The organism is Pseudomonas sp. microsymbiont 2 (genome assembly GCF_054788395.1).
The window spans coordinates 1,494,630-1,520,220 of the sequence record NZ_CM139112.1 but is presented as its reverse complement, the minus strand read 5'-3'; the positions used below and the strand labels follow the sequence as shown (position 1 = coordinate 1,520,220).

The 25,591-nt window shown below is 65.3% G+C and carries 25 protein-coding genes; 14 read left to right on the top strand and 11 right to left on the bottom strand.

What is annotated here, in order from left to right; translation table 11 throughout:
- Positions 1 to 129: 129 nt before the first annotated feature.
- Together ACYUME_RS06910 and ACYUME_RS06905 are read right to left on the bottom strand one after the other, a co-directional pair.
- Entirely contained in the window at positions 130 to 1,278 is a 1,149-nt protein-coding gene (locus ACYUME_RS06910) for a patatin-like phospholipase family protein (protein ID WP_460418399.1), read from the bottom strand.
- A 135-nt stretch (positions 1,279 to 1,413) separates the two neighbouring features.
- Positions 1,414 to 2,349, bottom strand: a complete 936-nt coding sequence (locus ACYUME_RS06905) for a lipid A biosynthesis lauroyl acyltransferase (protein ID WP_460418398.1) — start codon at positions 2,347 to 2,349, stop codon at positions 1,414 to 1,416.
- A 100-nt stretch (positions 2,350 to 2,449) separates the two neighbouring features.
- Here ACYUME_RS06905 and minC point away from each other — a divergent pair, with 100 nt between their 5' ends.
- The 7 genes from minC (at position 2,450) to ACYUME_RS06870 (ending at position 9,113) form a co-directional block, all read left to right on the top strand.
- On the top strand, positions 2,450 to 3,211 hold the full coding sequence (minC, locus tag ACYUME_RS06900; RefSeq protein ID WP_460418397.1) for a septum site-determining protein MinC: 762 nt from the start codon (positions 2,450 to 2,452) through the stop codon (positions 3,209 to 3,211).
- Positions 3,212 to 3,307: 96 nt separating this feature from the next.
- Positions 3,308 to 4,120 carry a septum site-determining protein MinD gene (gene minD / locus ACYUME_RS06895; protein ID WP_277461969.1) on the top strand — a complete coding sequence of 271 codons (813 nt, stop codon included), beginning with the start codon at positions 3,308 to 3,310 and terminating at the stop codon, positions 4,118 to 4,120.
- 3 nt (positions 4,121 to 4,123) lie between these two features.
- Entirely contained in the window at positions 4,124 to 4,378 is a 255-nt protein-coding gene (gene minE, locus ACYUME_RS06890; protein ID WP_277461970.1) for a cell division topological specificity factor MinE, read from the top strand.
- Positions 4,379 to 4,536: 158 nt separating this feature from the next.
- Positions 4,537 to 5,172, top strand: a complete 636-nt coding sequence (locus ACYUME_RS06885; RefSeq protein WP_400682785.1) for an RluA family pseudouridine synthase — start codon at positions 4,537 to 4,539, stop codon at positions 5,170 to 5,172.
- Positions 5,173 to 5,336: 164 nt separating this feature from the next.
- Entirely contained in the window at positions 5,337 to 6,626 is a 1,290-nt protein-coding gene (locus ACYUME_RS06880) for a M18 family aminopeptidase (RefSeq protein WP_279883269.1), read from the top strand.
- 133 nt (positions 6,627 to 6,759) lie between these two features.
- Positions 6,760 to 6,927 (top strand): hypothetical protein, encoded by a 168-nt coding sequence (locus ACYUME_RS06875; protein WP_279883267.1) that lies wholly within the window; start codon positions 6,760 to 6,762, stop codon positions 6,925 to 6,927.
- Positions 6,928 to 6,971: 44 nt separating this feature from the next.
- Entirely contained in the window at positions 6,972 to 9,113 is a 2,142-nt protein-coding gene (locus ACYUME_RS06870) for a mechanosensitive ion channel family protein (protein WP_279883265.1), read from the top strand.
- A 154-nt stretch (positions 9,114 to 9,267) separates the two neighbouring features.
- Here the strand turns inward: ACYUME_RS06870 and ACYUME_RS06865 are convergent, their stop codons facing one another.
- Complete coding sequence (locus tag ACYUME_RS06865) at positions 9,268 to 9,981, bottom strand: UTRA domain-containing protein (protein ID WP_279883263.1); 714 nt, start codon at positions 9,979 to 9,981, stop codon at positions 9,268 to 9,270.
- Positions 9,982 to 10,307: 326 nt separating this feature from the next.
- Between ACYUME_RS06865 and ACYUME_RS06860 the strand changes: the two genes are divergently transcribed.
- The 6 genes from ACYUME_RS06860 (at position 10,308) to ACYUME_RS06835 (ending at position 15,561) form a co-directional block, all read left to right on the top strand.
- Positions 10,308 to 11,366: an ABC transporter substrate-binding protein gene (locus ACYUME_RS06860; protein WP_279883261.1), complete on the top strand. Its 1,059-nt coding sequence runs from the start codon at positions 10,308 to 10,310 to the stop codon at positions 11,364 to 11,366.
- A 110-nt stretch (positions 11,367 to 11,476) separates the two neighbouring features.
- The gene (locus ACYUME_RS06855) at positions 11,477 to 12,283 is read left to right on the top strand and encodes an alkaline phosphatase family protein (RefSeq protein ID WP_203647659.1); all 807 of its coding nucleotides are present in this window, start codon (positions 11,477 to 11,479) and stop codon (positions 12,281 to 12,283) included.
- Positions 12,280 to 13,119, top strand: a complete 840-nt coding sequence (locus ACYUME_RS06850) for an ABC transporter permease (protein ID WP_279883258.1) — start codon at positions 12,280 to 12,282, stop codon at positions 13,117 to 13,119. Before ACYUME_RS06855 ends, ACYUME_RS06850 begins: the two co-directional genes overlap by 4 nt.
- Positions 13,109 to 13,903, top strand: a complete 795-nt coding sequence (locus ACYUME_RS06845) for an ABC transporter permease (RefSeq protein WP_279883256.1) — start codon at positions 13,109 to 13,111, stop codon at positions 13,901 to 13,903. The genes ACYUME_RS06850 and ACYUME_RS06845 overlap by 11 nt, the downstream gene beginning before the upstream one ends.
- A 1-nt stretch (position 13,904) precedes the next feature.
- Positions 13,905 to 14,894: an ABC transporter ATP-binding protein gene (locus tag ACYUME_RS06840; protein WP_460418396.1), complete on the top strand. Its 990-nt coding sequence runs from the start codon at positions 13,905 to 13,907 to the stop codon at positions 14,892 to 14,894.
- Between the two features lie 13 nt (positions 14,895 to 14,907).
- Positions 14,908 to 15,561 carry an HAD family hydrolase gene (locus ACYUME_RS06835; protein ID WP_460418395.1) on the top strand — a complete coding sequence of 218 codons (654 nt, stop codon included), beginning with the start codon at positions 14,908 to 14,910 and terminating at the stop codon, positions 15,559 to 15,561.
- A 33-nt stretch (positions 15,562 to 15,594) separates the two neighbouring features.
- On the opposite strand, the gene ACYUME_RS06830 is transcribed toward ACYUME_RS06835, so the two are convergent.
- Positions 15,595 to 16,557, bottom strand: coding sequence for an NAD(P)H-quinone oxidoreductase (locus tag ACYUME_RS06830; RefSeq protein ID WP_460418394.1), 963 nt, complete (start codon positions 16,555 to 16,557; stop codon positions 15,595 to 15,597).
- Positions 16,558 to 16,699: 142 nt separating this feature from the next.
- Between ACYUME_RS06830 and ACYUME_RS06825 the strand changes: the two genes are divergently transcribed.
- Positions 16,700 to 18,781: a carboxy terminal-processing peptidase gene (locus ACYUME_RS06825; protein WP_460418393.1), complete on the top strand. Its 2,082-nt coding sequence runs from the start codon at positions 16,700 to 16,702 to the stop codon at positions 18,779 to 18,781.
- A 246-nt stretch (positions 18,782 to 19,027) separates the two neighbouring features.
- On the opposite strand, the gene ACYUME_RS06820 is transcribed toward ACYUME_RS06825, so the two are convergent.
- From ACYUME_RS06820 to nirB, 7 genes are all read right to left on the bottom strand, one after another.
- The gene (locus ACYUME_RS06820) at positions 19,028 to 19,396 is read right to left on the bottom strand and encodes a hypothetical protein (RefSeq protein ID WP_279883246.1); all 369 of its coding nucleotides are present in this window, start codon (positions 19,394 to 19,396) and stop codon (positions 19,028 to 19,030) included.
- On the bottom strand, positions 19,393 to 19,737 hold the full coding sequence (locus ACYUME_RS06815) for a helix-turn-helix domain-containing protein (RefSeq protein ID WP_460418392.1): 345 nt from the start codon (positions 19,735 to 19,737) through the stop codon (positions 19,393 to 19,395). The genes ACYUME_RS06820 and ACYUME_RS06815 overlap by 4 nt, the downstream gene beginning before the upstream one ends.
- 101 nt (positions 19,738 to 19,838) lie before the next feature.
- Positions 19,839 to 20,279 (bottom strand): YkvA family protein, encoded by a 441-nt coding sequence (locus tag ACYUME_RS06810; protein ID WP_460418391.1) that lies wholly within the window; start codon positions 20,277 to 20,279, stop codon positions 19,839 to 19,841.
- Positions 20,280 to 20,561: 282 nt separating this feature from the next.
- Positions 20,562 to 21,290, bottom strand: a complete 729-nt coding sequence (locus tag ACYUME_RS06805; protein ID WP_460418390.1) for an FKBP-type peptidyl-prolyl cis-trans isomerase — start codon at positions 21,288 to 21,290, stop codon at positions 20,562 to 20,564.
- Between the two features lie 195 nt (positions 21,291 to 21,485).
- The gene (gene pcaQ / locus ACYUME_RS06800; RefSeq protein WP_460418389.1) at positions 21,486 to 22,418 is read right to left on the bottom strand and encodes a pca operon transcription factor PcaQ; all 933 of its coding nucleotides are present in this window, start codon (positions 22,416 to 22,418) and stop codon (positions 21,486 to 21,488) included.
- A 46-nt stretch (positions 22,419 to 22,464) separates the two neighbouring features.
- Complete coding sequence (gene nirD, locus ACYUME_RS06795; RefSeq protein WP_460418388.1) at positions 22,465 to 22,833, bottom strand: nitrite reductase small subunit NirD; 369 nt, start codon at positions 22,831 to 22,833, stop codon at positions 22,465 to 22,467.
- Positions 22,833 to 25,385 (bottom strand): nitrite reductase large subunit NirB, encoded by a 2,553-nt coding sequence (nirB, locus tag ACYUME_RS06790; protein WP_460418387.1) that lies wholly within the window; start codon positions 25,383 to 25,385, stop codon positions 22,833 to 22,835. Before nirB ends, nirD begins: the two co-directional genes overlap by 1 nt.
- Between the last annotated feature and the right edge of the window lie 206 nt (positions 25,386 to 25,591).

The window sequence follows — 25,591 nt, the reverse complement described above, 5'->3', positions numbered from 1 at the left end:
CCTGATCCCTGTAGGAGCGGCCTTGTGTCGCGAAAGGGCTGCGAAGCGGCCCCGGCGATATCAGCGGTGTGGCATAAATCTTGGGGCTGCCCTGCAGCCCTTTCGCGACACAAGGCCGCTCCTACAGGGTCAGCCAGGCAATCCCAGGAACTGACACAATTCCCGCTTCTTGGCCAACGCATCCTTGCGCCCCAGCTCGATCAGCTCGCTGCAATAGCTCGCCTCGAACAGCAGGTAGCTCAGCACCCCCGCCCCGCTGGTCCTGGTCGCCCCGGGCCCGCGCAGGAACAGCCTCAGCGCCGCCGGCAGCTCGCGCCGATGACGGGCGGCGATCTCGTCCAGCGGTTGACTGGGCGCCACCACCAGCACCTCGATCGGCGCCAGCCCCAGGCGCCGGGCGTCCAGGTGCGCTGGCATCAGGTGGCTGAGGTGGTTGAGCCGCTGCAGCAGTTCGATATCGTCCTCGAGACTGTCGATGAAGGTGCTGTTGAGCATATGCCCGCCGATCTGCGCCAGGCTCGGCTGCTGACCGCTGAACATTCGCTGGGGCGGCAAGGGCGACGCGGGCCGTTGCGGGTTGCCGCTGACCCCCACCACCAGCACACGGCTGGCGCCCAGGTGCAGCGCCGGGCTGATCGGCGCCGACTGGCGCACCGCGCCATCGCCGAAGAACTCCTCCCCTAGCCGCACCGGAGCGAACAGCAGCGGAATCGCCGAGCTGGCCAGCAGATGGTCGATGGTCAGCGGCGTGGGCATGCCGATGCGCCGGTGGCGCAGCCAGGGTTCGATGGTGTCGCGGCCTTGGTAGAAGGTCACCGCCTGGCCGGACTCGTAGCCGAAGGCGGTCACGGCAATCGCGCGAAGCTGGTTGGCGGCCAGCGAATGGGCGATGCCGTCCAGGTCCAGGTGTTCGTGCAGCAGGCGACGCAGCGGTCGGCTGTCGAGCAGCGCCACCGGCACCTGCCCGCCGATCCCCAGCAGGCTGTGGCCGACGAAGCGGCTGGCCTGGCGGATCACCCCGGGCCAGTCGCTGCGCAGCACCAGGTGGCTGCGAAAGTTCTGCCAGAAGGCGGTGAGGTGTTGCACCGATTCGGCGAAGCGAGTCGCGCCGCTGGCCAGCTTGACGGCGTTGATGGCGCCGGCGGAGGTGCCGACGATCACCGGGAAGGGATTGGCGGCGCCGGGGGGCAGCAGTTCGGCGATGCCGGCCAGCACGCCAACCTGGTAGGCGGCGCGGGCACCGCCGCCAGAGAGGATCAGGCCGGTGGTTGGGGACATGCTTCCTTCCTGGATCATGGTTGACAGGTCTGGCCTCTTCGCGGGCAAGCCCGCTCCCACAGGGGGTATGTATATGCTAAGGCCGCTGTGGGAGCGGGTTTACCCGCGAAGAGGCCGGCCCTGCAATCACAACAGTCAGCGCTTCTTCTTGTCGTACAGCCGCGGCTCACCCTCTGGCCGTGACTTGAAGCGCCGATGCGCCCACAGGTACTGCTCAGGGCACTCGCGCAAAACGCCCTCGACCCACTGGTTGATGCGCAGGCAGTCGGCCTCTTCGGTCTCGCCCGGGAAATCCTCGAGCGGCGGATGCACCACCAGGCGATAGCCGCTGCCATCCTCCAAACGCCGCTGGGTGAACGGAATCACCCGCGCCTTGCCCAGCCGGGCGAACTTGGTGGTGGCGGTGACGGTGGCCGCGGGGATGCCGAACAGCGGCACGAAGATGCTCTGCTTGGTGCCATAGTCCTGATCCGGCGCGTACCAGATCGCCCGGCCCCGGCGCAGCAGCTTGAGCATGCCGCGCACGTCGTCGCGCTCCACCGCCAGCGAATCGGGGTTGTGGCGCTCGCGGCCACGGCGCTGGATGAAGTCGAATACCGGGTTGCCGTGCTCGCGGTACATGCCGTCGATGGTATGCGCCTGGCCCAGCAGCGCGGCGCCGATCTCCAGGGTGGTGAAATGCACGGCCATCAGGATCGCGCCTTCTCCCTCACGTTGGGCGGCCTGCAGGTGCTCGATGCCCTCGATATGGGCCAGACGCGCCAGCCGTGCCTTTGGCCACCACCAGCTCATGGCCATCTCGAAGAAGGCGATGCCGGTGGAGGCGAAGTTTTCCTTGAGCAGGCGCTGCCGTTCGTCGCCGGACAATGCCGGGAAACACAATTCGAGGTTGCGCGCAGCGATGCGCCGACGCTCGCCGGCAACCCGATACATCACCGCGCCAAGCGCGCGCCCCAGCCCGAGCAGCACGCGGTACGGCAGCTGGGCGACCAGCCACAGCAGGCCCAGGCCCAGCCACAGACCCCAGAATCGCGGGTGAAGGAAAGAGGATCGAAAACGCGGGCGTTCCATTGAAGCTTCCGGCAAGACATGAGCCTGGCATTCTACATCGGTTGCGGGCAATCAGTCTTATCGCTATAAGTCAGGGCACTTTTCTCGCAACAAGCCGTCTATGCAGACCATGAGCCTCAACCAGACACCCGACAACGCCCCCGTGTTCCAGCTCAAGGGCAGCATGCTTGCCATCACCGTGCTGGAACTGGCGCGCAACGACCTCGAATCCCTCGACCGCCAACTGGCGGCGAAGGTGGCGCAGGCGCCGAATTTCTTCAGCAACACGCCGCTGGTGCTGGCCCTGGACAAGCTGCCCCATGACGAAGGCGCCATCGACCTGCCCGGGTTGATGCGCGTGTGCCGCCACCACGGCCTGCGCACCCTGGCGATCCGTGCCAGCCGCATCGAGGACATCGCCGCGGCGATCGCCATCGACCTGCCGGTGCTGCCGCCGTCCGGCGCCCGCGAGCGACCGCTCGAGCCCGAGCCGGAAGTGAAGAAGCCCGAGCCGGTGCCCGTCGCACCGCCGGCACCCGCAGAGCCGGAAGTGCGCCCGACGCGGATCGTCACCTCGACCGTACGCGGTGGCCAGCAGATCTATGCCCAGGGCGGCGACCTGGTGGTCACAGGCTCCGTCAGCCCCGGCGCGGAACTTCTCGCCGATGGCAACATCCATGTGTACGGCGCCATGCGTGGCCGAGCCCTGGCCGGCATCAAGGGTAATACCAAGGCGCGTATCTTCTGCCTGCAGATGACAGCGGAAATGGTCTCCATCGCCGGCCAGTACAAAGTCTGCGAAGACCTGCGTCGCGACCCACTGTGGGGCTCGGGCGTCCAAGTCAGCCTGTCCGGTGACGTGTTGAACATCACCCGTCTTTAACGGATACTTGCCGGCATTTTTAGCGCAACTTTTTTCACGTTGCCGTTTTTTGTATTTGCAGGGACCTGCGTCCCATTTATTTAGGGGTGAAACACCTTGGCCAAGATTCTCGTCGTCACTTCCGGCAAGGGGGGGGTGGGCAAGACCACCACCAGCGCCGCCATCGGTACCGGCCTCGCGTTGCGCGGGCACAAGACTGTCATCGTCGACTTCGACGTAGGCCTGCGTAACCTCGACCTGATCATGGGCTGCGAACGCCGCGTGGTGTACGACTTCGTCAACGTGGTCAACGGCGAAGCCAATCTGCAGCAGGCCCTGATCAAGGACAAGCGCCTGGAGAACCTGTTCGTGCTGGCTGCCAGCCAGACCCGCGACAAGGACGCACTGACCAAGGAAGGCGTCGAGAAGGTGCTGATGGAGCTCAAGGAGCAGTTCGATTTCGTGGTCTGCGACTCGCCTGCCGGTATCGAGAAGGGCGCGCACCTGGCGATGTACTTCGCTGACGAGGCCATCGTCGTGACCAACCCCGAAGTCTCGTCGGTGCGTGACTCCGACCGCATGATCGGCCTGCTGTCCAGCAAGTCGCGTCGCGCCGAGCAGGGCGAAGACCCGATCAAGGAGCACCTGCTGATTACCCGCTACCACCCGGAGCGCGTCGAGAAAGGCGAAATGCTTGGCGTCGAAGACGTCAAGGAAATCCTCTCGGTCGAACTGCTGGGTGTGATTCCCGAATCCCAAGCCGTGCTCAAGGCCTCCAACCAGGGCATCCCGGTCATCCTTGACGACCAGAGCGATGCCGGCCAGGCCTACAGCGACACCGTCGACCGCCTGCTGGGTAAAGACAAGCCATTGCGGTTCATCGAAGTGCCGAAGCAAGGATTCTTCGCGCGCCTGTTTGGAGGCAAATAAACCATGAACCTTCTTGACTTCTTTCGTGGCAGACAGAAACAAAGCAGCGCGTCGGTAGCGAAAGAGCGTCTACAGATCATCGTGGCGCACGAGCGCGGCCAGCGCAGCACCCCGGATTACTTGCCAGCCTTGCAGAAAGAACTGGTGGAAGTCATCCGCAAGTACGTCAACATCGGCAACGACGACGTGCATATCGAGCTGGAGAACCAGGGCAGCTGCTCGATCCTCGAGCTGAACATCACCCTGCCCGAGCGCTGATCCAGCGCCTTCGGGCCGATCCTGGGGCTGCTTTGCAGCCCTTTCGCGACACAAGGCCGCTCCTACAGGGGTTACGCAATTCCCTGTAGGAGCGGCCTTGTGTCGCGAAAGGGCCGCAAAGCGGCCCCAGTGGTTTCCATACGCAAAGAGAACCTGCAATGCCGCTGTCGAACATCCAGATCCTTCACGAAGACGCCGCCATCCTGGTGATCAACAAGCCGACCCTGCTGTTGTCGGTGCCGGGCCGCGCCGAGGACAACAAGGACTGCCTGATCACCCGCCTGCAGGAAAACGGCTATCCGGATGCCCTGATCGTCCACCGCCTGGACTGGGAAACCTCGGGGATCATCCTGCTCGCCCGCGACGCCGACAGCCACCGCGAACTGTCGCGCCAGTTCCACGACCGCGAGACGGAAAAGGCCTACACCGCGCTGTGCTGGGGCCAACCGGCCCTGGACAGCGGCAGCATCGACCTGCCATTGCGCTACGACCCGCCGACCAAGCCTCGCCACGTGGTCGACCACGAGCAGGGCAAGCACGCCCTGACCTTCTGGCGCATCGTCGAGCGTTGCGCCGATCACTGCCGGGTCGAACTGACGCCGATCACCGGGCGCTCGCACCAGTTGCGCGTGCACATGCTGTCGATCGGCCACCCGCTGCTGGGGGACCGGCTGTACGCCAACCCCGAGGCGCTGGCGGCCCATGAGCGGCTGTGCCTGCATGCGTCGATGCTGAGCTTTACCCATCCGGTGTCTGGCGAGCGTCTGAAGTTCGAGTGCCCCGCGCCGTTCTGATCCATCGGTTCTGGATTCTTCGCGGGTAAACCCGCTCCCACAGAGAGGGTGCCTAACCTGAAATCTGCGCGGGCATCTGTGGGAGCGGGCTTGCCCGCGAAGAGGCCGACACAAATTTTCGAGCAATTACGCTAAACTCGCGCCACTGCTGTCTGGAGTGACTTATGCGCGATGCCCTGAACGCCGGCCTGATCGAATTCCTCAAGGCCTCCCCGACGCCCTTCCACGCCACCGCCAGCCTCGCGCAGCGCCTCGAGGCCGCCGGTTACCAGCGCCTGGACGAGCGCGACAGCTGGGCCACGGTGCCTGGCGGTCGCTACTACGTGACCCGCAACGATTCCTCGATCATCGCCATCAAGCTCGGCAAGCATTCGCCGCTGCTGGGCGGCATCCGCATGGTCGGCGCCCATACCGACAGCCCATGCCTGCGCGTAAAGCCACAGCCTGAGCTGCAACGCCAAGGCTTCCTGCAACTGGGCGTGGAAGTGTACGGCGGCGCCCTCCTCGCCCCCTGGTTCGACCGCGACCTGTCGCTGGCCGGCCGGGTCACCTTCCGCCGTGATGGCAAGGTCGAGAGCCAGCTGATCGACTTCAAGCTGCCGATCGCGGTGATCCCGAACCTGGCGATCCACCTCAATCGCACCGCCAACGAAGGCTGGCAGATCAACCCGCAGACCGAGCTGCCGCCGATCCTGGCCCAGGTGGCCGGCGACGAGCGCGTCGACTTCCGCGCCCTGCTCACCGAGCAGCTGGCCCGCGAGCACGATCTCAATGCCGACGTGGTGCTCGACTACGAGCTGAGCTTCTACGACACCCAGGACGCCGCGCTGATCGGCCTGAACGGCGACTTCATCGCCGGTGCCCGGCTGGACAACCTGCTGTCGTGCTACGCCGGCCTGCAGGCGCTGCTGAGCGCCGACAGCGACGAGACCTGCGTGCTGGTGTGCAACGACCACGAGGAAGTCGGTTCCTGCTCGGCCTGTGGCGCCGACGGCCCGATGCTCGAACAGACCCTGCAGCGCCTGCTGCCCGATGGCGACGAGTATGTACGCACCATCCAGCGCTCGCTGCTGGTCTCGGCCGACAACGCCCACGGCGTGCATCCCAACTATGCCGACAAGCACGACGGCAACCATGGTCCCAAGCTCAACGCAGGCCCCGTGATCAAGGTCAACAACAACCAGCGCTACGCCACCAACAGCGAGACCGCTGGCTTCTTCCGCCACCTGTGCATGGCCGAGGAAGTGCCGGTGCAGAGTTTCGTGGTGCGCAGCGACATGGGCTGTGGCTCGACCATCGGCCCGATCACCGCCAGCCACCTGGGCGTGCGTACCGTGGATATCGGCCTGCCGACCTTCGCCATGCACTCGATCCGCGAGCTGTGCGGCAGCCAGGACCTGGCGCACCTGGTGAAGGTGCTCACCGCCTTCTACCGCAGCCGCGAACTGCCCTGAGAGCGAGTCGTCTGCTTCGCGGGCTTGCCCGCGAAGGGGCCGGCACAGGCGATGCGACTGCCCCGGATCAACGCCTGACGCCGGCAACCCGCTATGCTTAAGACATGCCCTCAAAGCAAAAGGATTGCTGTCCATGTCTCCCTTCATCTCTCTGTTCGTGCCGGTGTTCCTGTTCCTGATGCTGCTGACCATCGGCTTCAGCCTGCGCGAGCGCAATATCGGCGTGCTGATGATGTGGATCGGCACCCTGGGCATCTTCGGCCTCACCTGCTGGAAGATCCTGGAGAAACTGCCGTCGTAAACCACTACACTCGGGCAATCGTTTGACCTGAGGTAGATTTCCCGGTGCCAGCCCTCCTGCGTTGCATCACGCTGCTGTTCCTGCTGTTCGTCACCCCGGTGCACGCCGCCGGCCTGCCAGGCCTGCTCGGCTCCAGCGCGCCCGCCCAGCCCGAAGCCAGCGAACCGCTGGGCAAGTCGCTGGACGAGGTGATCAAGAACCTGGAGAACGACCAGCAACGCGCCAAGCTGCTGGCCGACCTGAAAAAGCTGCGCGATGCCAGCAAGCAATCGCAACCCACCGTCGAACAGGGCGTGCTCGGCCTGATCGGCGGCGCCCTGCACGATTTCGAGAAACAGTTCAGCGGCGATGCCAGCCCGTTCAAGCGCTGGTCGCTGGAAATCGACCAGGCGCAGGACGAACTGGCCGCGCTGGTGGTGCCGGTGCACCAGTGGCCGGCGATCCTGTTCGGCTTCGCTGGCGTCATCCTGGTCTGGAGCCTGCTGGCCTACGCCTTCAACTGGATCGGTCACCGCGTGCGCCTGCGCTTCGGCCTGACCGAGGAACTGCCGCAGCATCCACGCACCTGGGACCTGGTGCGCTTCGCCCTGCGCAAGCTGGGACCATGGCTGGTGGCGCTGGTGTTCACCGTGTACCTGAGCTTCGCCCTGCCCTCCTCGCTGGGCAAGTCGATGGCCATGGTGCTGGCCTACGCGCTGGTGGTCGGCACGCTGTTCTCGGCGATCTGCGTGATCGCCTTCTCGCTGCTCGACGGTCCGCACCGCCACCGCGCCCTGTACATCCTGCGCCACCAGGCGTTTCGCCCGCTGTGGCTGATCGGCAGCTTCGCCGCCTTCGGCGAGGCGATGAGCGACCCGCGCATGACCACCGCCCTGGGCGGGCACCTGGCCCACGCCCTGGCAACCTTGGCCAATGTGATCGCCGCGCTGTGCACCGGGCTGTTCATCCTGCGTTTTCGCCGCCCGATCGCCCACCTGATCCGCAACCAGCCGCTGTCCCGACGCCTGACCCGGCGTACCCTGAGCGACACCATCGAACTGCTCGGCAGCTTCTGGTTCGTCCCGGCGCTGATCCTGGTGGCGATCTCGCTGTTCGCCACCTTCGTTTCCGCCGGCGATACCAGCACCGCCCTGCGCCAGTCGCTGATGTGCACCGTGCTGGTGGTGGTGTGCATGGTGCTCAACGGCCTGGTCCGGCGTCACGCCGCCAACCCCAGGCACGCAGGCAAGCGCCAGGCGGTGTACACCGAACGTCTGCGCAACTTCGGCTATGCGCTGGCGCACCTGTTCATCTGGTTGCTGTTCATCGAACTGGGCCTGCGCGTCTGGGGTCATTCGATGATCGGCTTCGCCGAGGGTGACGGCCATGAGATCAGCCTGCGCCTGCTGGGCCTGGCCGGCACGCTGATCGCCGCATGGCTGGTGTGGATCCTCGCCGACACCGCGGTGCACCACGCCCTGGTGCGCTCGCGCCGAGGCATGGCCAACGCCCGGGCGCAGACCATGATGCCGCTGATCCGCAACGTGATGTTCGTGATGATCTTCATCATCGCGGTGATCGTCGCCCTGGCCAACATGGGCATGAACGTCACCCCGCTGCTGGCCGGCGCCGGCGTCATCGGCCTGGCCATCGGCTTCGGCGCCCAGTCGCTGGTGGCCGACCTGATCACCGGGTTGTTCATCATCATCGAGGACTCGCTGGCCATCGACGACTACGTCGATGTCGGCGGGCACCTCGGCACGGTCGAGGGCCTGACCATCCGTACCGTGCGCCTGCGCGACATCGACGGCATCGTGCACACCATTCCGTTCAGCGAGATCAAGAGCATCAAGAACTACTCGCGCGAGTTCGGCTATGCGATCTTCCGCGTGGCCATCCCCCATAACATGAACATCGACCAGGCCATCACGCTGATCCGCGAAGTGGGCCAGAAGCTGCGCAGCGATCCGCTGATGCGGCGCAACATCTGGTCGCCGCTGGAGCTGCAGGGGGTGGAGAGTTTCGAGTCGGGCTCGGCGATCCTGCGGGCACGGTTCAAGACCGCGCCGATCAAGCAGTGGGAGGTGTCGCGTGCGTTCAACCTGGCGCTGAAGCGGCAGTTGGACGAGGCGGGCCTGGACCTGGCGACGCCGCGGTTGTCGGTGCAGGTGGTGACGGCTGGCGGATCTGATCAAATCAAACAGTAGGGACATACGCCCCCTGTAGGAGCGGCCTTGTGTCGCGAAAGGGCTGCGCAGCAGACCCAGGATCTCAGCTACGGGCAGAAATTGCTGGGGCCGCTTTGCGGCCCTTTCGCGACACAAGGCCGCTCCTACAGGGGTAGCGCAGGCTTGAGATGGTCTACCCAGCCTCGGCGCGAATGCGAATTGCATCGTGCCGCCAGTATTCCAGGTCGCAGTCGATCAAATGCCCGTGCTGGTCGCTGTTGACCCGGGTGATGTGCAAGCCCGGACTGCCCACCGAAACCTTCAGCGCCCCCGCCGCCGCCACCGGCAACGCGGTCGGCAGGATCTCGAAGCACACCTGTCCATAGTGAATGGCGTATTCGCGCGCATAGATCTCGGTCAGCGACCGGGCCAGGTCCAGCTCGAGGATCCCGGGAAAGTAGCGCGGATTGAGGTAGTGCTCGGCATACAGCACCGCCCGCCCATCGATGCGCCGCAAGCGGCACACCTGCACCACGCTGGACAGCGCCGGCAGGCGCAGGCGCGCGCAGATCGACGCCGAAGCCGGCTGCAGCCGTGCCGACAGCAACTCGGTACTTGGCACCCGCCCCTGGTCACGCACCATCGCATGGAAGTGACTGCGCTCGATCAGGTCGTAGGTCAGGCGTTCGGGCGCGACGAACCAGCCTCGACGCTCCTCGCGGTAGATCAACCCCAGGGCCTCCAGCTGCACCAGCGCCTCGCGCAGGGTGATGCGTGTGGTGTCGAACACCTCGCTGAGCCGGCGCTCGGCCGGCAACTTGCCGCCGGGAGCCAGCAGGCCGTGTTCGATCTGCTCGCGCAGGGCATGGCAGATGGCTGTTACCGCGCGCGGTGGCGTCGCTTGCATCAAAGGTTACCTATCTGGACTAGTCCAGCCCCAGAACAGGGCATGGAGAGATGAGCACAAGCCTAGGCACGGCTGATGAACATCCTGTGACAAACACGCCGAGAGGGGCTTGCCAGATCCGGGCCAGGCCGCACGATTCGGGGCTTTCGATCTGGTCTACGCTGTATTCCCAGGGCCTTCGGCCTGCCACCAACACCCTCCCCTTACATCAAACTGTCACGCAACAGGCCTACCTTGGCGCAAGGTTTGCTGACCTAGACCAAGGTTTTGCAGGCACGGCTTCTGTTCATAACAACGAATGCAAGGCACCACCAAAGGAGCTTCGGATGAAAAAGTTGTTCATGGCGTCACTGCTCGGTTCGGCCATCGCTTTTTGCACCTCGGCCATGGCCCAGGACCTCAAGGCCCTCGAAGACGCCGCCCGCAAGGAAGGCACCGTCAACAGCGTGGGCATGCCCGATGCCTGGGCCAACTGGAAAGGCACCTGGGACGACCTGGCGAAAAAGTACGGCCTCAAGCACAGCGACACCGACATGAGCTCGGCCCAGGAAATCGCCAAGTTCGACGCCGAGAAGGACAACGCCAGCGCCGATATCGGCGACGTCGGCGCCGCCTTCGGCCCGATCGCGGTCGCCAAGGGCGTCACCCAACCCTACAAGCCGAGCACCTGGGACCAGGTTCCGGCATGGGCCAAGGACCAGGACGGTCACTGGGCGCTGGCCTACACCGGCACCATCGCCTTCATCATCAACAAGGACCTGGTCAAGGAAGGCGAACGCCCCAGCACCTGGCACGACCTGGAAAAGGGCAAGTACAAGGTCGCCATCGGTGACGTCGGCACCGCCGCCCAGGCCGCCAACGGCGTGCTCGCCGCCGCCATCGCCTACAAGGGCGACGAGAGCAACATCGAGCCGGGCCTGCAGCTGTTCACCAAGCTGGCCCAGCAGAAGCGCCTGTCGCTGGCCAACCCGACCATCCAGACCCTGGAGAAGGGCGAGGTGGAAGTCGGTGTGGTGTGGGACTTCAACGGCCTGAGCTACCGCGACCAGATCGACCCGAAACGCTTCGAGGTGCTGATCCCATCGGACGGCTCGATCACCTCGGGCTACACCACCATCATCAACAAGTACGCCAAGCATCCGAACGCAGCCAAGCTGACCCGGGAGTACATCTTCAGCGATGCCGGGCAGACCAACCTGGCCATCGGCCACGCCCGGCCGATCCGCGCCGAACACCTGAAGCTGCCGGCGGACGTGCAGGCCAAGCTGCTGCCCAACGAGCAGTACAAGGCCGCCCAGCCGATCAAGAACGCCGAGGCCTGGGAAGCGACCTCCAAGGCCCTGCCGCAGAAGTGGCAGGAGCAGGTGATCATCGAGATGGAATGAGGCAGCTTCAAGCCGCAAGTTTCAAGCGGCAAGCCAAAGCAGGCAGATGACATGCCCGCTTCATCTTGCAGCTTGAAGCTTGCAGCTTGTAGCTCCATGTAGGAGCCACCATGCAACACAACGTCATCCTGGTCCTGCTCGACGGCCTCAACCACCAGGTCGCGCACCACGCCATGGGCCACCTGCACGCCTACGTCGAGGCCGATCGCGCCGCGCTGTACCGGGTGGAATGCGAGCTGCCGTCGCTGTCGCGACCGCTGTACGAATGCATTCTCACCGGCGTGCCGCCGATCGACAGCGGCATCGTCCATAACAACGTCAACCGCCTGTCCAACCAGCGCAGCGTGTTCCACTACGCCCGCGAGGCCGGCCTGGGCACCGCGGCGGCGGCCTATCACTGGATGAGCGAGCTGTACAACCGCTCGCCCTTCGACCCGCTGCGCGACCGCCACACCCACGCGCCGAAGCTGCCGATCCAGCACGGCCTGTTCTACTACGCCGACCACTACCCCGACTCGCACCTGCTGGCCGACGCCGAATACCTGCGCCGCCGCCATGCGCCGAACTTCCTGCTGGTGCACCCGATGAACATCGACGACGCCGGCCACCGCCACGGCCTGGACAGCAGCCAGTACCGCAACGCCGCGCGCAGCGCCGACATCCTGCTGGCCGACTACCTGCCGCGCTGGCTCGAGGAGGGCTACCAGGTGCTGGTCACCGCCGACCATGGCATGAACAACGACCGCTCGCACAACGGCCTGCTGGCCGAGGAACGCGAAGTACCGCTGTTCGTGTTCGGCGAAGCGTTCAGCCTCGATCCCGCGGCCAAGCCGTTGCAGACCGAGCTGTGCGGCACGATCTGCGAGCTGCTCGGCGCCGCCCACGACAAACCGGTCTGCCGGGAGCTGCTCAAGTGAATGCAAGCCATCGTGGCCGCTACCTGGCCCTGCTCTGCCTGCTGCCGTTCGCCGTGTTCTTCATCATCTTCCAGGTCGCGCCGCTGGCCTGGGTCGCCATCAACAGCCTGCAGAGCGAAAGCGGCTGGGGCCTGGCCAACTTCAGCAAGATCTTCGCCTCGAAGTTCTATCTGCAGGCGCTGCAACGCAGCCTGGAGATCAGCTTCTGGTCGAGCCTGTTCGGCATCGTCATCGCCACCCTGGGCGCCTATTCGCTGCGCCAGGTCGACTCGAAGCTGCGCGACTTCGTCAGCGCCTTCGCCAACATGACCAGCAACTTCGCCGGCGTGCCGCTGGCGTTCGCCTTCATCATCCTGCTCGGCTTCAACGGCGCGCTCACCCTGCTGCTCAAGCAGATGGGCCTGCTCGGCGACTTCAGCATCTATTCCAAGACCGGCCTGATCCTGGTGTACACCTACTTCCAGATCCCCCTCGGTGTGCTGCTGCTCTACCCGGCCTTCGACGCCCTGCGTGAAGACTGGCGCGAATCCGCCGCGCTGCTGGGCGCCAGCCACTGGCAATTCTGGCGGCATATCGGCCTGCCGGTGCTTGCCCCGGCGCTGCTCGGCACCTTCGTCATCCTGCTGGCCAACGCCCTGGGCGCCTACGCCACCGTCTACGCCCTGACCACCGGCAACTTCAACGTGCTGCCGATCCGCATCGCCGGCCTTGTGGCCGGCGACATCAGCCTCGACCCGAACCTGGCCAGCGCCCTGGCGATGGTCCTGGTGGGGTTGATGACGGTGGTCACGGTGGTCCATCAATGGCTGCTCAAGAGGAGCTACCATGCGCGCTGAAAAAACCGCCGGCGGGCTCTACCACCGAGTGGTGGTGTACCTGCTGTTCCTCATCCTGCTGCTGCCGCTGGCCGGCACCCTGCTCTACTCGCTGGCCACCAGCTGGTCGGCGACCCTGCTGCCCAGCGGGCTGACGTTCAAGTGGTACATCGCGCTGTGGAGCGAGCCGCGCTTTCTCGCCGCCTTCGCCCAGTCGCTGCTGGTGTGCGTCGGCGCGCTGCTGCTGTCGGTGGTGCTGATCCTGCCGCTGCTGTTCGTGGTGCACTACCACTTCCCCAAGCTCGACGCGCTGATGAACATCCTGATCCTGCTGCCGTTCGCGGTGCCGCCGGTGGTGTCCGCGGTCGGCCTGCTGCAACTCTACGGCAGTGGACCGATGGCCATGGTCGGCACGCCGTGGATCCTGATCGGCTGCTACTTCACCATCGCCCTGCCGTTCATGTACCGGGCCATCACCAACAACCTGCAGGCCATCAACCTGCGTGACCTGATGGACGCCGCCCAGCTGCTCGGCGCCAGCCCCTGGCAGGCGGCCCTGCTGGTCGTGCTGCCAAACCTGCGCAAGGGCCTGATGGTGGCGCTGCTGCTGTCGTTCTCGTTCCTGTTCGGCGAGTTCGTGTTCGCCAACCTGCTGGTGGGCACCCGCTACGAAACCCTGCAGGTGTACCTGAACAACATGCGCAACAGCAGCGGCCACTTCAACAGCGCCCTGGTGATCTCCTACTTCGCCTTCGTGCTGGTACTGACCTGGGTCGCCAACCGCTTGAACAAGGACAAGACCTGACATGAGCTTCGTCAGCGTGCAGAAACTGCAAAAGAGCTACGCCGGCAGCCCGGTGTTCGAGAACATCGACTGCCAGATCGAGCGCGGCGAATTCGTCACCCTGCTCGGCCCCTCGGGCTGTGGCAAGTCGACACTGCTGCGTTGCATCGCCGGACTCACCCCGGTGGACAAAGGCCAGATCCTGCTCGACGGACAGGACCTCGTGCCGCTCAGCCCACAGAAGCGCGGGATCGGCATGGTGTTCCAGAGCTACGCGCTGTTCCCCAACATGACCGTGGAACAGAACGTCGCCTTCGGCCTGCGCATGCAGAAGGTCAAGGGCGACGAAAGCCAGACGCGGGTGCGCGAGGCGCTGGAGCTGGTGGAGCTGGGCAGCTTCGCCGGGCGCTACCCGCACCAGCTGTCCGGCGGCCAGTGCCAGCGCGTGGCACTGGCCCGCTCGCTGGTCACCCGCCCACGCCTGCTGCTGCTCGACGAGCCGCTGTCGGCACTGGATGCGCGCATCCGCAAGCACCTGCGCGAGCAGATTCGCGCCATTCAGCGCGAACTGGGGCTGACCACCATTTTCGTCACCCACGACCAGGAAGAGGCGCTGACCATGTCGGATCGCATCGTCCTGATGAACCAGGGGCGCATCGTCCAGAGCGGCGATGCCGAGACCCTCTATACCGCGCCGGTGGACCTGTTCGCCGCCGGCTTCATCGGCAACTACAACCTGCTCGACGCGGACAGCGCCAGCCGCCTGTTGCAACGCCCGGTCAGTGGCCGCCTGGCGATCCGCCCAGAATCGATCACCCTGGGCCTGGAGGGCGACATGCAGGGCGAAGTGCGCAGCCACAGCCTGCTGGGCAACGTCATCCGCTACCGGGTGCTGGTACACGGCGTGGAACTGGTGGTGGACGTGCTCAACCGCTGCGCCAGCGATCTGCACACCGACGGGAAGCAGGTATGCTTGTCGATCGACCCCACAGCGCTACGGGAAGTGGCCTAAGGAGATTCAACCCATGGCATTGGCAATTTTCGATCTGGACGAAACCCTGATCCACGGCGACTGCTCGTCGCTGTGGGGCGAGCAGATGGCCCGGCTGGGTTGGGTCGATGGCAAGGCATACCTCAGGCGCGATCATGAACTGATGGAGGCCTACAGCAGAGGTCACCTACGGATGGAGGAGTACATGGCCTTCAGCCTCGAGCCGATTGCCAGGCGCACGCTGGAGGAGGTCGAGCATCTGGTCGAGCCCTGGGTGGAGGATGTGATCGAGCCAATCATCTTTGGCGATGCCTGCCGCTGCATCGCCGAGCACCGCAAGCGCGGGGATCGGATCCTGATCATCTCCGCCTCGGGCAGCCACCTGGTCGGACCGATCGCCGCGCGCCTGGGAGTGGAGGAATACCTGGCCATCGACCTGGAGGCCGTCAACGGGGTGTACACCGGCAGGACCCACGGTGTACTGACCTACCGCGAAGGCAAGATCACCCGGTTGCTGGAGTGGCTGGATCAGGAGCAGGAAAACCTGGAGGGGGCGAGTTTCTATTCCGATTCGCGCAATGACTTGCCGTTGTTGCTGAAAGTGGATCATCCGGTTGCGGTGAATCCGGATGAGGTGTTGCGTGAGCGGGCGCAGAGCGAGGGATGGCCAGTATTGAGCTGGGCTTGAGGGCCATGGGGCCGCAAAGCGGCCCCAGCTATCTCAGACCAAACTCGAATCGATCACCATCACCAACTTGCCCGACACCTGGTTGCTCTCAAGCTCGGCATACGCCGCCTGGGCGAATTCCACCGGATAGGTGTCGACCAACTGCGGCGACAACCGCCCTTCGGCGAACAGCGGCCATACCTGCTGTTGCAGCTCACGCAGCAACTCGCCCTTGAACCCGTCGTCGCGGTTGCGCAAGGTCGACCCGGTGATCTGCAGGCGCTTGCCCAGCACCAGCGCCAGGTCCAGCTCGACCTTGCGCCCGCCCATCAGGCCGATGATCACCCAACGCCCGTCGCGCGCCAGCAACTTGAGGTTCAGCTGACCGTAGCTGGCACCCACCGGGTCGAGGATCACATCGAACGGCCCCATCTGCTCCAGCTCATCGAGGTTGGCGTTGCGCACCACGCCACCCGCCGCGCCGAGACCCTGGCAATAGGCCAGGCGCTCGGCGGAGCCGACGCTGACCCACACCGGGCTGCCGAAGGCCTTGCACAGCTGGATGGCCGCCGAGCCCACGCCACTGGCGCCGGCATGCACCAGCACCTTCTCGCCGGCCTTCAGGCCCCCGAGCTGGAAGATGTTCAACCAGGCCGTGGCATACACCTCCGGCAGCGCCGCCGCCTCGTGCAGGCTCAGACCCTCGGGCACCGGCAGCACATGACGGGCATCGACCACCACCTCCTCGGCCATGGCACCGCTGGGCAGCAGCGCGCACACACGGTCGCCCACGCGCCAGTCGGCGCCAGCGCCGGCTTGCTCGATCACCCCCGCGCACTCCAGGCCCATGTAGGGGCTGGCGCCAGGCGGTGGCGGGTACAGACCCTTCATCTGCAACAGGTCGGCGCGGTTCAGCCCCGCGGCGGCCACACGAATGCGCACTTGCCCCGCATCACAGGCCGGGCGCTCGGCCTCGACCCAGGCCACATGTCCGTCAACGCCTTGCAATGCCTTCACAGTGCCTCCATAGTTGAATCATATGACCGAGCCTGGGCGAGCATTTCCCAGGCTTTTTGCAGTATGCGTCCGGCTCCATGGAACCGGCGAACGGATAAGACGGCCTACTATGCGTGATCAATTGCCTCCACGTCGAATCAGCATGAAGCATTTCCTCCCCAGCACCGCCCTCGCCCTGATGATCGGCCTGGGCAGCCTCACGCTCGGTGGCAATGCGGCCGCCGCCAACAAGTGGGACAGCCTGCAGCCGGACCGTGACGAAGTCGTCGCCAGCCTCAACATCGTCGAGCTGCTCAAGCGCCACCACTACAGCAAGCCGCCGCTGGACGACGCCCGTTCGGTCATCATCTACGACAGCTACATCAAGCTGCTCGACCCGTCGCGCAGCTACTTCACCGCCGCCGACATCGCCGAATTCGACAAATGGAAGACGCAGTTCGACGACTTCCTCAAGAGCGGCAACCTCGACCCCGGCTTCACCATCTACAAGCGCTACCTGGACCGCGTGAAGCAGCGTCTGGACTACGCCCTCGGCGAGCTGAACAAGGGCGTCGACAAGATCGACTTCACCGTCAAGGAAGACCTGCTGGTCGACCGCAAGGACGCGCCCTGGATGAAGAACCAGGCCGAGCTCGACGAACTGTGGCGCAAACGCGTCAAGGACGAAGTGCTGCGCCAGAAGATCGCCGGCAAGGACCTCAAGCAGATCCAGGAAACCCTGGTCAAGCGTTACAAGAACCAGCTGGCGCGCCTGGACCAGACCCGTGCCGAAGACATCTTCCAGGCCTACATCAACACCTTTGCCCAGTCCTACGACCCGCACACCAACTACCTGTCGCCGGACAACGCCGAGAACTTCGACATCAACATGAGCCTGTCGCTCGAGGGCATCGGCGCGGTGTTGCAGAGCGACAACGACCAGGTCAAGATCGTGCGCCTGGTGCCGGCCGGCCCGGCCGCCAAGACCAAGCAGGTGGCCCCGGCCGACAAGATCATCGGTGTCGCCCAGGGCAACAAGGAGATGGTCGACGTGGTCGGCTGGCGCCTGGACGAGGTGGTCAAGCTGATCCGCGGCCCGAAAGGCTCGGTGGTGCGCCTGGAGGTCATTCCGGCCAGCAACGCGCCGAACGACCAGACCAGCAAGATCGTCTCGATCACCCGCGAAGCCGTGAAGCTCGAAGAGCAGGCGGCGAAGAAGTCGGTGCTCAAGCTCAAGCAGGACGGGCGTGACTACAAGCTGGGCATCATCGAGATCCCGGCCTTCTACCTGGACTTCAAGGCCTACCGCGCCGGTGACCCGGACTACAAGAGCACCACCCGCGACGTGAAGAAGCTGCTCACCGAGCTGCAGAAAGAGAAAGTCGACGGCGTGGTCATCGACCTGCGCAACAACGGTGGCGGCTCGCTGCAGGAAGCCACCGAGCTGACCAGCCTGTTCATCGAGAAAGGCCCGACCGTGCTGGTGCGCAACAGCGACGGCCGCGTCGACGTGCTCGAGGACGAAAACCCTGGCGCGTTCTACAAGGGTCCGCTGGCCTTGCTGGTCAACCGCCTGTCCGCCTCGGCCTCGGAGATCTTCGCCGGTGCCATGCAGGACTACCACCGCGCGCTGATCATCGGTGGCCAGACCTTCGGCAAGGGCACGGTGCAAACCATCCAGCCGCTCAATCACGGCGAACTCAAGCTCACCCTGGCCAAGTTCTACCGGGTTTCCGGGCAGAGCACCCAGCACCAGGGCGTGTTGCCGGACATCGACTACCCGTCGATCATCGACACCAAGGAAATCGGTGAGAGCGCCCTGCCCGAGGCCATGCCGTGGGACACCATCCGCCCGGTGGTCAAGCCGGTGGTCGATCCGTTCAAGCCGTTCCTGGCCCAGCTCAAGGCACAGCACGAAGCCCGCAGCGACAAGGATGCCGAGTTCGTCTACATCCGCGACCGCCTGGCGCTGACCCAGAAGCTGATGAACGAGAAGACCGTCAGCCTCAACGAACAGGAACGCCGTGCCCGTCACGACCAGATCGAAGGCAAGCAGCTGGCGCTGGAGAACATCCGTCGCAAGGCCAAGGGCGAGGAACCGCTCAAGGAGCTGAAGAAAGTAGACGAGGACGCGCTGCCCGCCGAGCCGGATGACACCAAACCGGAAGACGACGCCTACCTGTCCGAGACCGGTCGCATACTGCTCGACTACCTGAGCCTGAGCACATCGGTGGCCAAGCACTGAGGTGATGGCGGCCACGGTGAGCCGTCATCGCACCGTCGTGAAATGAAAAGGGTCGGACATGTCAGTGTCCGACCCTTTTTCATGGTAAGTGTCCCGCCCCTTTCGAGGCCTTTGGGTGCGCGGGCTGTTGACCGCGTGACGGCCTCGAGGTGTCCGCCGCAGCGCTAACGGCAAACAGCCTGAAAGGGATTTTCCCATGTAGGCCAGAACGCCACATGAGCGACCCGGTAAGGCCTGAGTGACTCGTCAGGCCTGTTCCGGATAACGGTATTCGAAAACCCGTACCACTTCCGAGGCGTGCCACGACGCCGCCTCCATGCCATCGACAGGTCCGGAGAACCGCCCCAGGCGCTCGACGCACTCGAAAAAGCCGGTGCGCGGCAGACGGCTGGCACCTTGACTGATCACCAGCGAACTGCGCAATGGCTGTTCGGCACGGGCATCGAGCACCGCCAGGTACTCCAAGGCCGCAGTCAGGGTCTGCATGGCAGGGCTGGGAAGCTGAAGCCGCTCAAGCAAGGCGCGGTAGGTGAGCAGATGGCGCTGCCGGCGAGCCAGGTCGAGCTCGGTCAGCAAGCCCTCCCAATGCTGACGGCTGATCCTGACCTGGCTCATGACGGCTCGCTCCAGCCGGCCACGCCCAGGTGCCATGCCAGGCTGCGCAGGATCGCCGCATCCGGACGGCGCTCGCCCGACTCGATCATCGCCAGGTAGGCCGGGCTGATGCCGACACTGCGTGCCAGCTGTTCGGGGGCCAGCCCCTTGGCTTCACGCAACGACGCCAGCTGGCCCAGGGAGCACAGGCTGGCGTCCGGTTGACTGTCTTCGATGTTGGTGGCGGCGGCCGGTGCAGCGGCAGGTGCCTGGCCAGCGGCCGCCAGCAACGCCTGATACTGCTCCCAGGGAACGACTGCGTACTCGGGCTGACCGTCCCGGCTGATGACCTGAATACCCATTGCAACCCCCTCGACATTGGATCACGGCATGTAATCCGTAGGCATAACGCTTATGCCAATTATATTACCAACCGCGAGGGTGTGTGCGGGTACACCGTGAATCAGCTGCCGGGGCGTTCGAGGCGCAAGGCTTCGGGGCTGTCCGGCAAGCGCTCGACCACCTGCAGGCGCTCCGGCGCCTGGCTGGCGCGCCAGGCCTTGAAACGGGCCAGTTCGTCGGCGACGGTCTTGAGCACCCAGCCCAGTACCGCGATATCGTCGAGCAAGCCGACGCCCAGCAGCCAGTCAGGGATGGCATCCAGAGGGCTGACGAAGTACAGCAGCCCAGCCACGATGGTGACCAACGCTCTGGGGCTGACGGCGCGGTACTCGCCGCGCCACCAGGCCAGGCACAAGGCCTGCATCAGGCGCAGGTCATCACGCAACTGGCCCAGCTTCGGCCCCTTGCGGGCCACCGCGAACAGCAGCGCCGGCAGCCGGCCACGGCTGAGCAGGCGCTCGGCCAGAGGCAGGAAACGGGTAAAATTCCAGGGTGCGCTCATGAGACCTCCAGAGGAGCAGGAAGGTTATCCACAATAATTGTGGATAACCTTGTGAACAGGGCCGCCTTGGCACCGCCTGGTGCCCGCCAGGCAAGGGCGGGCGACGGATCGGGCGTTTTTTACACAACCGTTTCAAGCGCGCAAACGTTTTGCGACACAGGTCGGTCGCGTGTCGTCGGGACACTGCTTGCGACAGTGAACGAGCCGGACAGTTCGCGTCAAGCAATGCCCTGAAACGACAACGCCCCGTCGAAACGGGGCGTTGCTGGAGCGCGCCGGGTGTTACTTCGCCGGGGCTGGCTCGGCATCGGCCTTGGTCAGGTCCTTGATGCCCAGCAGTTCCAGGTCGAACACCAGTACCGAGTTGGCCGGGATCAGCGGGCTCGGGCTCTGGGCGCCATAGGCCAGTTCGGCAGGGATGTACAGCTTGTACTTCTCGCCGACGTGCATCAGTTGCAGACCTTCGACCCAACCCGGGATCACACCGCTTACCGGCAGGTCGATCGGGCTGCCGCGCTCGACGGAGCTGTCGAAGACCTTGCCGTCGGTCAGCTTGCCTTCGTAGTGGACGGTCACCACATCGGTCGGCTTGGGCTGAGGGCCATCGGCCTTCTTCACCACTTCGTACTGCAGGCCGGAGGCGGTGGTAATCACGCCAGGTTTCTTGCCGTTCTCCTCGAGGAACTTCTTGCCGGCGCTGGCCGCCTCTTCGCTGGCCTTGGCAAGACGCTCTTCGGCACGTTTCTGCAGCGCGGTGAAGGCTTCGACCAGCTCTTCATCCTTGATGCGCTGCTCTTTCTTGCCGACCGCGTCCTCGATGCCCTGGGCGACGGCCTTGGAGTCGAGATCGTCCATGCCTTCCTGGGCCAGGCTCTTGCCCATGTTCAGGCCGATACCGTAGGAGGCTTTCTGTGCTGGCGTTTTCAGCTCGACGCTGCTGGTCTGGGCGTCGCAACCTGCGAGGACCAGGCCAACCAGGGCAACCGCAGCCGCCAAACGATGTTGTTTCATGCTAGTTCCTTGTTCATGCGCCATGAGGGCAAATCAGGGTAAAGCCGCGAGCTTAGCAGGCGGTCGTTACCAATGGCTACCGGCATAAGAGCGGGTTGCGCGCCGGAAGTTCCTGGATGAAAGGTTGTTCATGCCCAGGCTCGCAGCCATTGGCCAGCATTGTCGCTCGCGCGCCAGACGCAGGCCCCTGCACGTCTAGGGATACTCACCGGCCCGATACGCCTGCGCCACCTCCCGCAGCACCTCGCACAGCCACTGCGCCGGCAGGCTCAGAGGCAGCGCCGCGTTACGACAGATCCCCACCGAACCACCCGGCTCACGCTCGCCCAGATCGAGTTCGGCCAGCTCTGCCCGCCCGAGGTCGATGAGCACCGCATCGCGCGGCGCCACCCAAACCGCGTCGCTGCCCAGCACATAGCGCCGGCTCAAGGCCAGCGACAAAGTTTCCAGTCGCTGCGCCGGCAGCGGGATCGCGCACTGCACGAACAGGCTGTCGGCATGCTTGCGAATGGTCGTCCCCAGGGGCGGCAGCACCAGCGGGTAGTCGCCCACGCGGACCGGGTCGAGCGGTTGGCGCGCCAGCAGCGGATGCCCAGGCCGCACGACCAGGGTCATCGATTCGCTGTACAGGTGCTCGAACGACAGGCCCTGGATCTGCGGGCTGTCGGTCATGCGCCCGACCACCAGCTCCAGCTCGCCCAGATGCAGTTGCCCGAGCAGCTGCGCGCTGACGCCGGTCGCCACGCTGATCACCAGCGCCTCGTGCCGTTGGTGCAGGCGGCACAGCACTTCGGGCATCAGCAGCCCTTCGACCGTGGACAGCACACCGATACGCACCTGCGAAGGCGCCCGCGACTCGCCCCGGACACTGCCCACGCCATCGCGCAGGGCCTGCACGCTGGGCCCTGCGTAGCGCATGAAGCGGGTGCCGGCCGGGGTCAAGGCGACGCCCTGCTGGCTGCGCTCGAACAGACGGGTTTCGAGCAGCGCCTCCAGTTCCTTGAGCGTCTTGGAGATCGCCGGCTGGCTGATCGCGAGCACATCGGCGGCCCTGGCCAGGCTGCCCTGCCGGGCAATCTCCAGGAAGCACAGCAGGTGGCGAAACTTGATGCGGGTATCGAGGTTCATGCCCGGCAGTGTATCCGCGCGCAGCCAAGCTGCAACAGAGCGGCCGCTACGGGCTGGTCGCCAGTTGCACCGCGCCGTCCGCCAGGCGCACGGGCCATACTCGCAAATGCTGTGACGGATCCTCGAGACAGACGCCGCTTTGCAGGCAGAAGTGCTGCTTGTACAGCGGCGCGGCCACCACCAGCGCCCCCTGCACATCGCCCACCAGCCCACGGCCGATGATGTTGGCGCCGGAACGCGGATCACGGTTGCCGACGGCATACAGCTCGCGCCCCTGCCCCGGCAGGTAGAACAACGCCACCTGCTCGCCGTCGTGCCACACCACCACCCCGGAGTCGGCAACCAGATCGCCGGCCTGGCACACCTTCCGCCAGCTGGGTTCATGAGCAACAGCCCTATTGTTGGACGGGTTCATCACACAACCTCCTCGTGAGTGGGGATCAGGTGCAGCGGCGCGGCCGGCCGACGCTGGCCACGCTCGCGGACGAAGTGCACATCCGGGTCGGTCCGCTGATCGTTGACGAAGGTGCGGAAGCGCTTGAGCTTTTCCGGGTCCTTGAGCGCATTGGCCCATTCGCACTCATAGCGCTCGACCACGTGCTGCATCTGCGCTTCCAGTTCGCTGGCCAGCCCCAGGCTGTCGTCGACGATCACCTGCCTGAGGTAGTCCAGCCCGCCCTCCAGGTTCTCGCGCCATACCGAGGTGCGCTGCAACTTGTCGGCGGTGCGGATGTAGAACATCAGTACCCGGTCGATCAGGCGCACCAGGGTCTCGTCGTCCAGATCGGTGGCGAACAGCTCGGCGTGGCGCGGGCGCATGCCGCCATTGCCGCATACGTACAGGTTCCAGCCCTTGTCGGTGGCGATCACGCCGATGTCCTTGCTCTGCGCCTCGGCGCATTCGCGGGTGCAGCCGGACACCGCGAACTTGAGCTTGTGCGGCGCGCGCAGGCCCTTGTAGCGGTCCTCCAGGCGCAAGGCCATGGCCACGCTGTCCTGCACGCCGTAGCGGCACCAGGTACTGCCCACGCAGGACTTCACCGTGCGCGTGGACTTGCCGTAGGCATGCCCGGTCTCGAAGCCGGCGTCGATCAGCTCGCCCCAGATCAACGGCAACTCATGCAGTTGGGCGCCGAACAGATCGATGCGCTGGCCGCCGGTGATCTTGGTGTAGAGGTCGTATTTCTTCGCCACCTGGCCGATCACGATCAGCTTGTCCGGCGTGATTTCTCCACCCGGGATGCGCGGCACCACCGAGTAGGTACCGTTCTTCTGCATGTTGGCCATGAAGGTGTCATTGGTGTCCTGCAGCGGCACCAGGGCCGGGTCCATGATCGGCTGGTTCCAGCATGAGGCGAGGATCGAGCCTATCGTCGGCTTGCAGATATCACAGCCCACGTGCCCCTTGCCGTGACGTTCGAGCAGTTCGCCGAAAGAGCGGATGCCTTCGACCCGCACCAGCCCGTACAGCTCCTGGCGGGTGTAGGCGAAGTGTTCGCACAGGCTCTTGTCGACGGTCACGCCACGGGCGCCGAGTTCGTGCTCGACGACCTGCTTGAGCAGCGCCGCGCAACCGCCACAGCCGCTGGCGGCCTTGGTGCAGGCTTTCACCGCCGCCAGGTCGCCACAGCCGCCGTCGATGGCCGCGCACACCGCGCCCTTGCTGATGTTGTGGCATGAGCAGATGGTCGCGCCGGCGGGCAGAGCGTCGGCGCCCAGGGCCGGCACGCCGCTACCTTGTGGCAGGATCAGCGCGGCCGGGTCGTCCGGCAGCTTGATGCCGTTCTGCGCGTACTGCAGCAAGGTGTCGTAGTAGCTGTTGTCGCCCACCAGCACGGCGCCGAGCACCCGCTTGCCGCTGGCGTCCACCACCAGTCGACGATAGGCCGCGTTGGCCTCGTCGATGAAGCGGTAGCTGCGTGCCCCTGGAGTGGCGCCGTGGGCATCGCCGATGGAGCCGACATCCACGCCCAGCAGCTTGAGCTTGGTCGACATGTCCGCGCCGGTGAATGCGCCCGCCGACTCGCCCGCCAACAGCGCCGCGAGGTTGCGCGCCATGGCGTAGCCCGGGGCGACCAGGCCGAACACGCTGCCGTTCCACGAGGCGCACTCGCCGATGGCGAAGATATGCGGGTCGCTGGTTCTGCAATGATCATCGATCACCACGCCACCCCGGGCGGCGATCTCCAGGCCGCAGGCGCGCCCCAGGGCGTCCTGGGGCCGGATGCCGGCGGAGAACACGATCAGGTCGGTCTCCAGGTGCTCGCCGCCGTCGAAGTTCATGCGATAGCGGTACTGCTCGCCCGCGCTGATCGACTGAGTGGCGCGGGACAGGTGCACGCCCACGCCCAGCGCCTCGATCCGCGCCTTGAGCGCGGCGCCGCCCTCGCCGTCCAGTTGCACTGGCATCAGCCGTGGCGCGAACTCCACCACATGCGCCTCCAGCCCCAGGGACTTGAGCGCGTTGGCCGCCTCCAGGCCCAGCAGGCCGCCACCCACCACGACACCCCGGCGCGCGCCGCTGGCGGCGGCGCGGATCGCATCGAGGTCGTCGAGCGTGCGATAGACCAGGCGGGCATTGCCGCTGGAGCCTTCGATGGGCGGCACGAACGGGTAGGAACCGCAGGCCAGGACCAACTGATCGTAGCCGTAGCGGCCTTCGGCGGTGACCACCTCGCGGCGTTCCCGGTCGATGTCCAGCACCGCCTCGCCCAGGTGCAGATGCACGCCACCCTGGTCGTAGTAGTCAGGCCCGCACAGGGCCAGGGTCTCGGCACAGCTGCCGGTGAAGTACTCCGACAGGTGGACCCGGTCGTAGGCACGCTGGCGCTCTTCGCCGAACACATGCAGCTCGAAGCGCGCCAGGGCGCCGCGCTCGATCAGTTGGGCGGCGCAGTGGTGGCCGACCATGCCATTGCCGACGATGACCAGTCGTGCGCGTTGTGCCTCGTTCGCTGTTGCCTGCATAGCCGATCCTCATCGCTCACGGAAAACGAAAAAGGCGCCTGGAGCGTGTGCTCCAGGCGCCTTTGCCTGTACTCATCGGGGTGCGGCCCCTGATCGATCGCCGTTGATCGGTGGGGCTGTTGTGTTGCAGTCGAAGCAGGGAGCGTGCCAAAAGCATCTTGTGGCGCTGCCTGTACCGGCCTCTTCGCGGGCAAGCCCGCTCCCAC

Excerpts from the sequence above, each read along its gene's own strand:
- ACYUME_RS06910 (WP_460418399.1), bottom strand. The coding sequence starts at position 1,278 with ATGTCCCCAACCACCGGCCTGATCCTCTCTGGCGGCGGTGCCCGCGCC.
- ACYUME_RS06905 (WP_460418398.1), bottom strand. The coding sequence starts at position 2,349 with ATGGAACGCCCGCGTTTTCGATCCTCTTTCCTTCACCCGCGATTCTGG.
- minC (WP_460418397.1), top strand. The coding sequence starts at position 2,450 with ATGCAGACCATGAGCCTCAACCAGACACCCGACAACGCCCCCGTGTTC.
- minE (WP_277461970.1), top strand. The coding sequence starts at position 4,124 with ATGAACCTTCTTGACTTCTTTCGTGGCAGACAGAAACAAAGCAGCGCG.
- ACYUME_RS06885 (WP_400682785.1), top strand. The coding sequence starts at position 4,537 with ATGCCGCTGTCGAACATCCAGATCCTTCACGAAGACGCCGCCATCCTG.
- ACYUME_RS06880 (WP_279883269.1), top strand. The coding sequence starts at position 5,337 with ATGCGCGATGCCCTGAACGCCGGCCTGATCGAATTCCTCAAGGCCTCC.
- ACYUME_RS06875 (WP_279883267.1), top strand. The coding sequence starts at position 6,760 with ATGTCTCCCTTCATCTCTCTGTTCGTGCCGGTGTTCCTGTTCCTGATG.
- ACYUME_RS06865 (WP_279883263.1), bottom strand. The coding sequence starts at position 9,981 with ATGCAAGCGACGCCACCGCGCGCGGTAACAGCCATCTGCCATGCCCTG.
- ACYUME_RS06860 (WP_279883261.1), top strand. The coding sequence starts at position 10,308 with ATGAAAAAGTTGTTCATGGCGTCACTGCTCGGTTCGGCCATCGCTTTT.
- ACYUME_RS06855 (WP_203647659.1), top strand. The coding sequence starts at position 11,477 with ATGCAACACAACGTCATCCTGGTCCTGCTCGACGGCCTCAACCACCAG.
- ACYUME_RS06845 (WP_279883256.1), top strand. The coding sequence starts at position 13,109 with ATGCGCGCTGAAAAAACCGCCGGCGGGCTCTACCACCGAGTGGTGGTG.
- ACYUME_RS06840 (WP_460418396.1), top strand. The coding sequence starts at position 13,905 with ATGAGCTTCGTCAGCGTGCAGAAACTGCAAAAGAGCTACGCCGGCAGC.
- ACYUME_RS06835 (WP_460418395.1), top strand. The coding sequence starts at position 14,908 with ATGGCATTGGCAATTTTCGATCTGGACGAAACCCTGATCCACGGCGAC.
- ACYUME_RS06825 (WP_460418393.1), top strand. The coding sequence starts at position 16,700 with ATGAAGCATTTCCTCCCCAGCACCGCCCTCGCCCTGATGATCGGCCTG.
- ACYUME_RS06820 (WP_279883246.1), bottom strand. The coding sequence starts at position 19,396 with ATGAGCCAGGTCAGGATCAGCCGTCAGCATTGGGAGGGCTTGCTGACC.
- ACYUME_RS06815 (WP_460418392.1), bottom strand. The coding sequence starts at position 19,737 with ATGGGTATTCAGGTCATCAGCCGGGACGGTCAGCCCGAGTACGCAGTC.
- ACYUME_RS06810 (WP_460418391.1), bottom strand. The coding sequence starts at position 20,279 with ATGAGCGCACCCTGGAATTTTACCCGTTTCCTGCCTCTGGCCGAGCGC.
- ACYUME_RS06805 (WP_460418390.1), bottom strand. The coding sequence starts at position 21,290 with ATGAAACAACATCGTTTGGCGGCTGCGGTTGCCCTGGTTGGCCTGGTC.
- pcaQ (WP_460418389.1), bottom strand. The coding sequence starts at position 22,418 with ATGAACCTCGATACCCGCATCAAGTTTCGCCACCTGCTGTGCTTCCTG.
- nirD (WP_460418388.1), bottom strand. The coding sequence starts at position 22,833 with ATGAACCCGTCCAACAATAGGGCTGTTGCTCATGAACCCAGCTGGCGG.
- nirB (WP_460418387.1), bottom strand. The coding sequence starts at position 25,385 with ATGCAGGCAACAGCGAACGAGGCACAACGCGCACGACTGGTCATCGTC.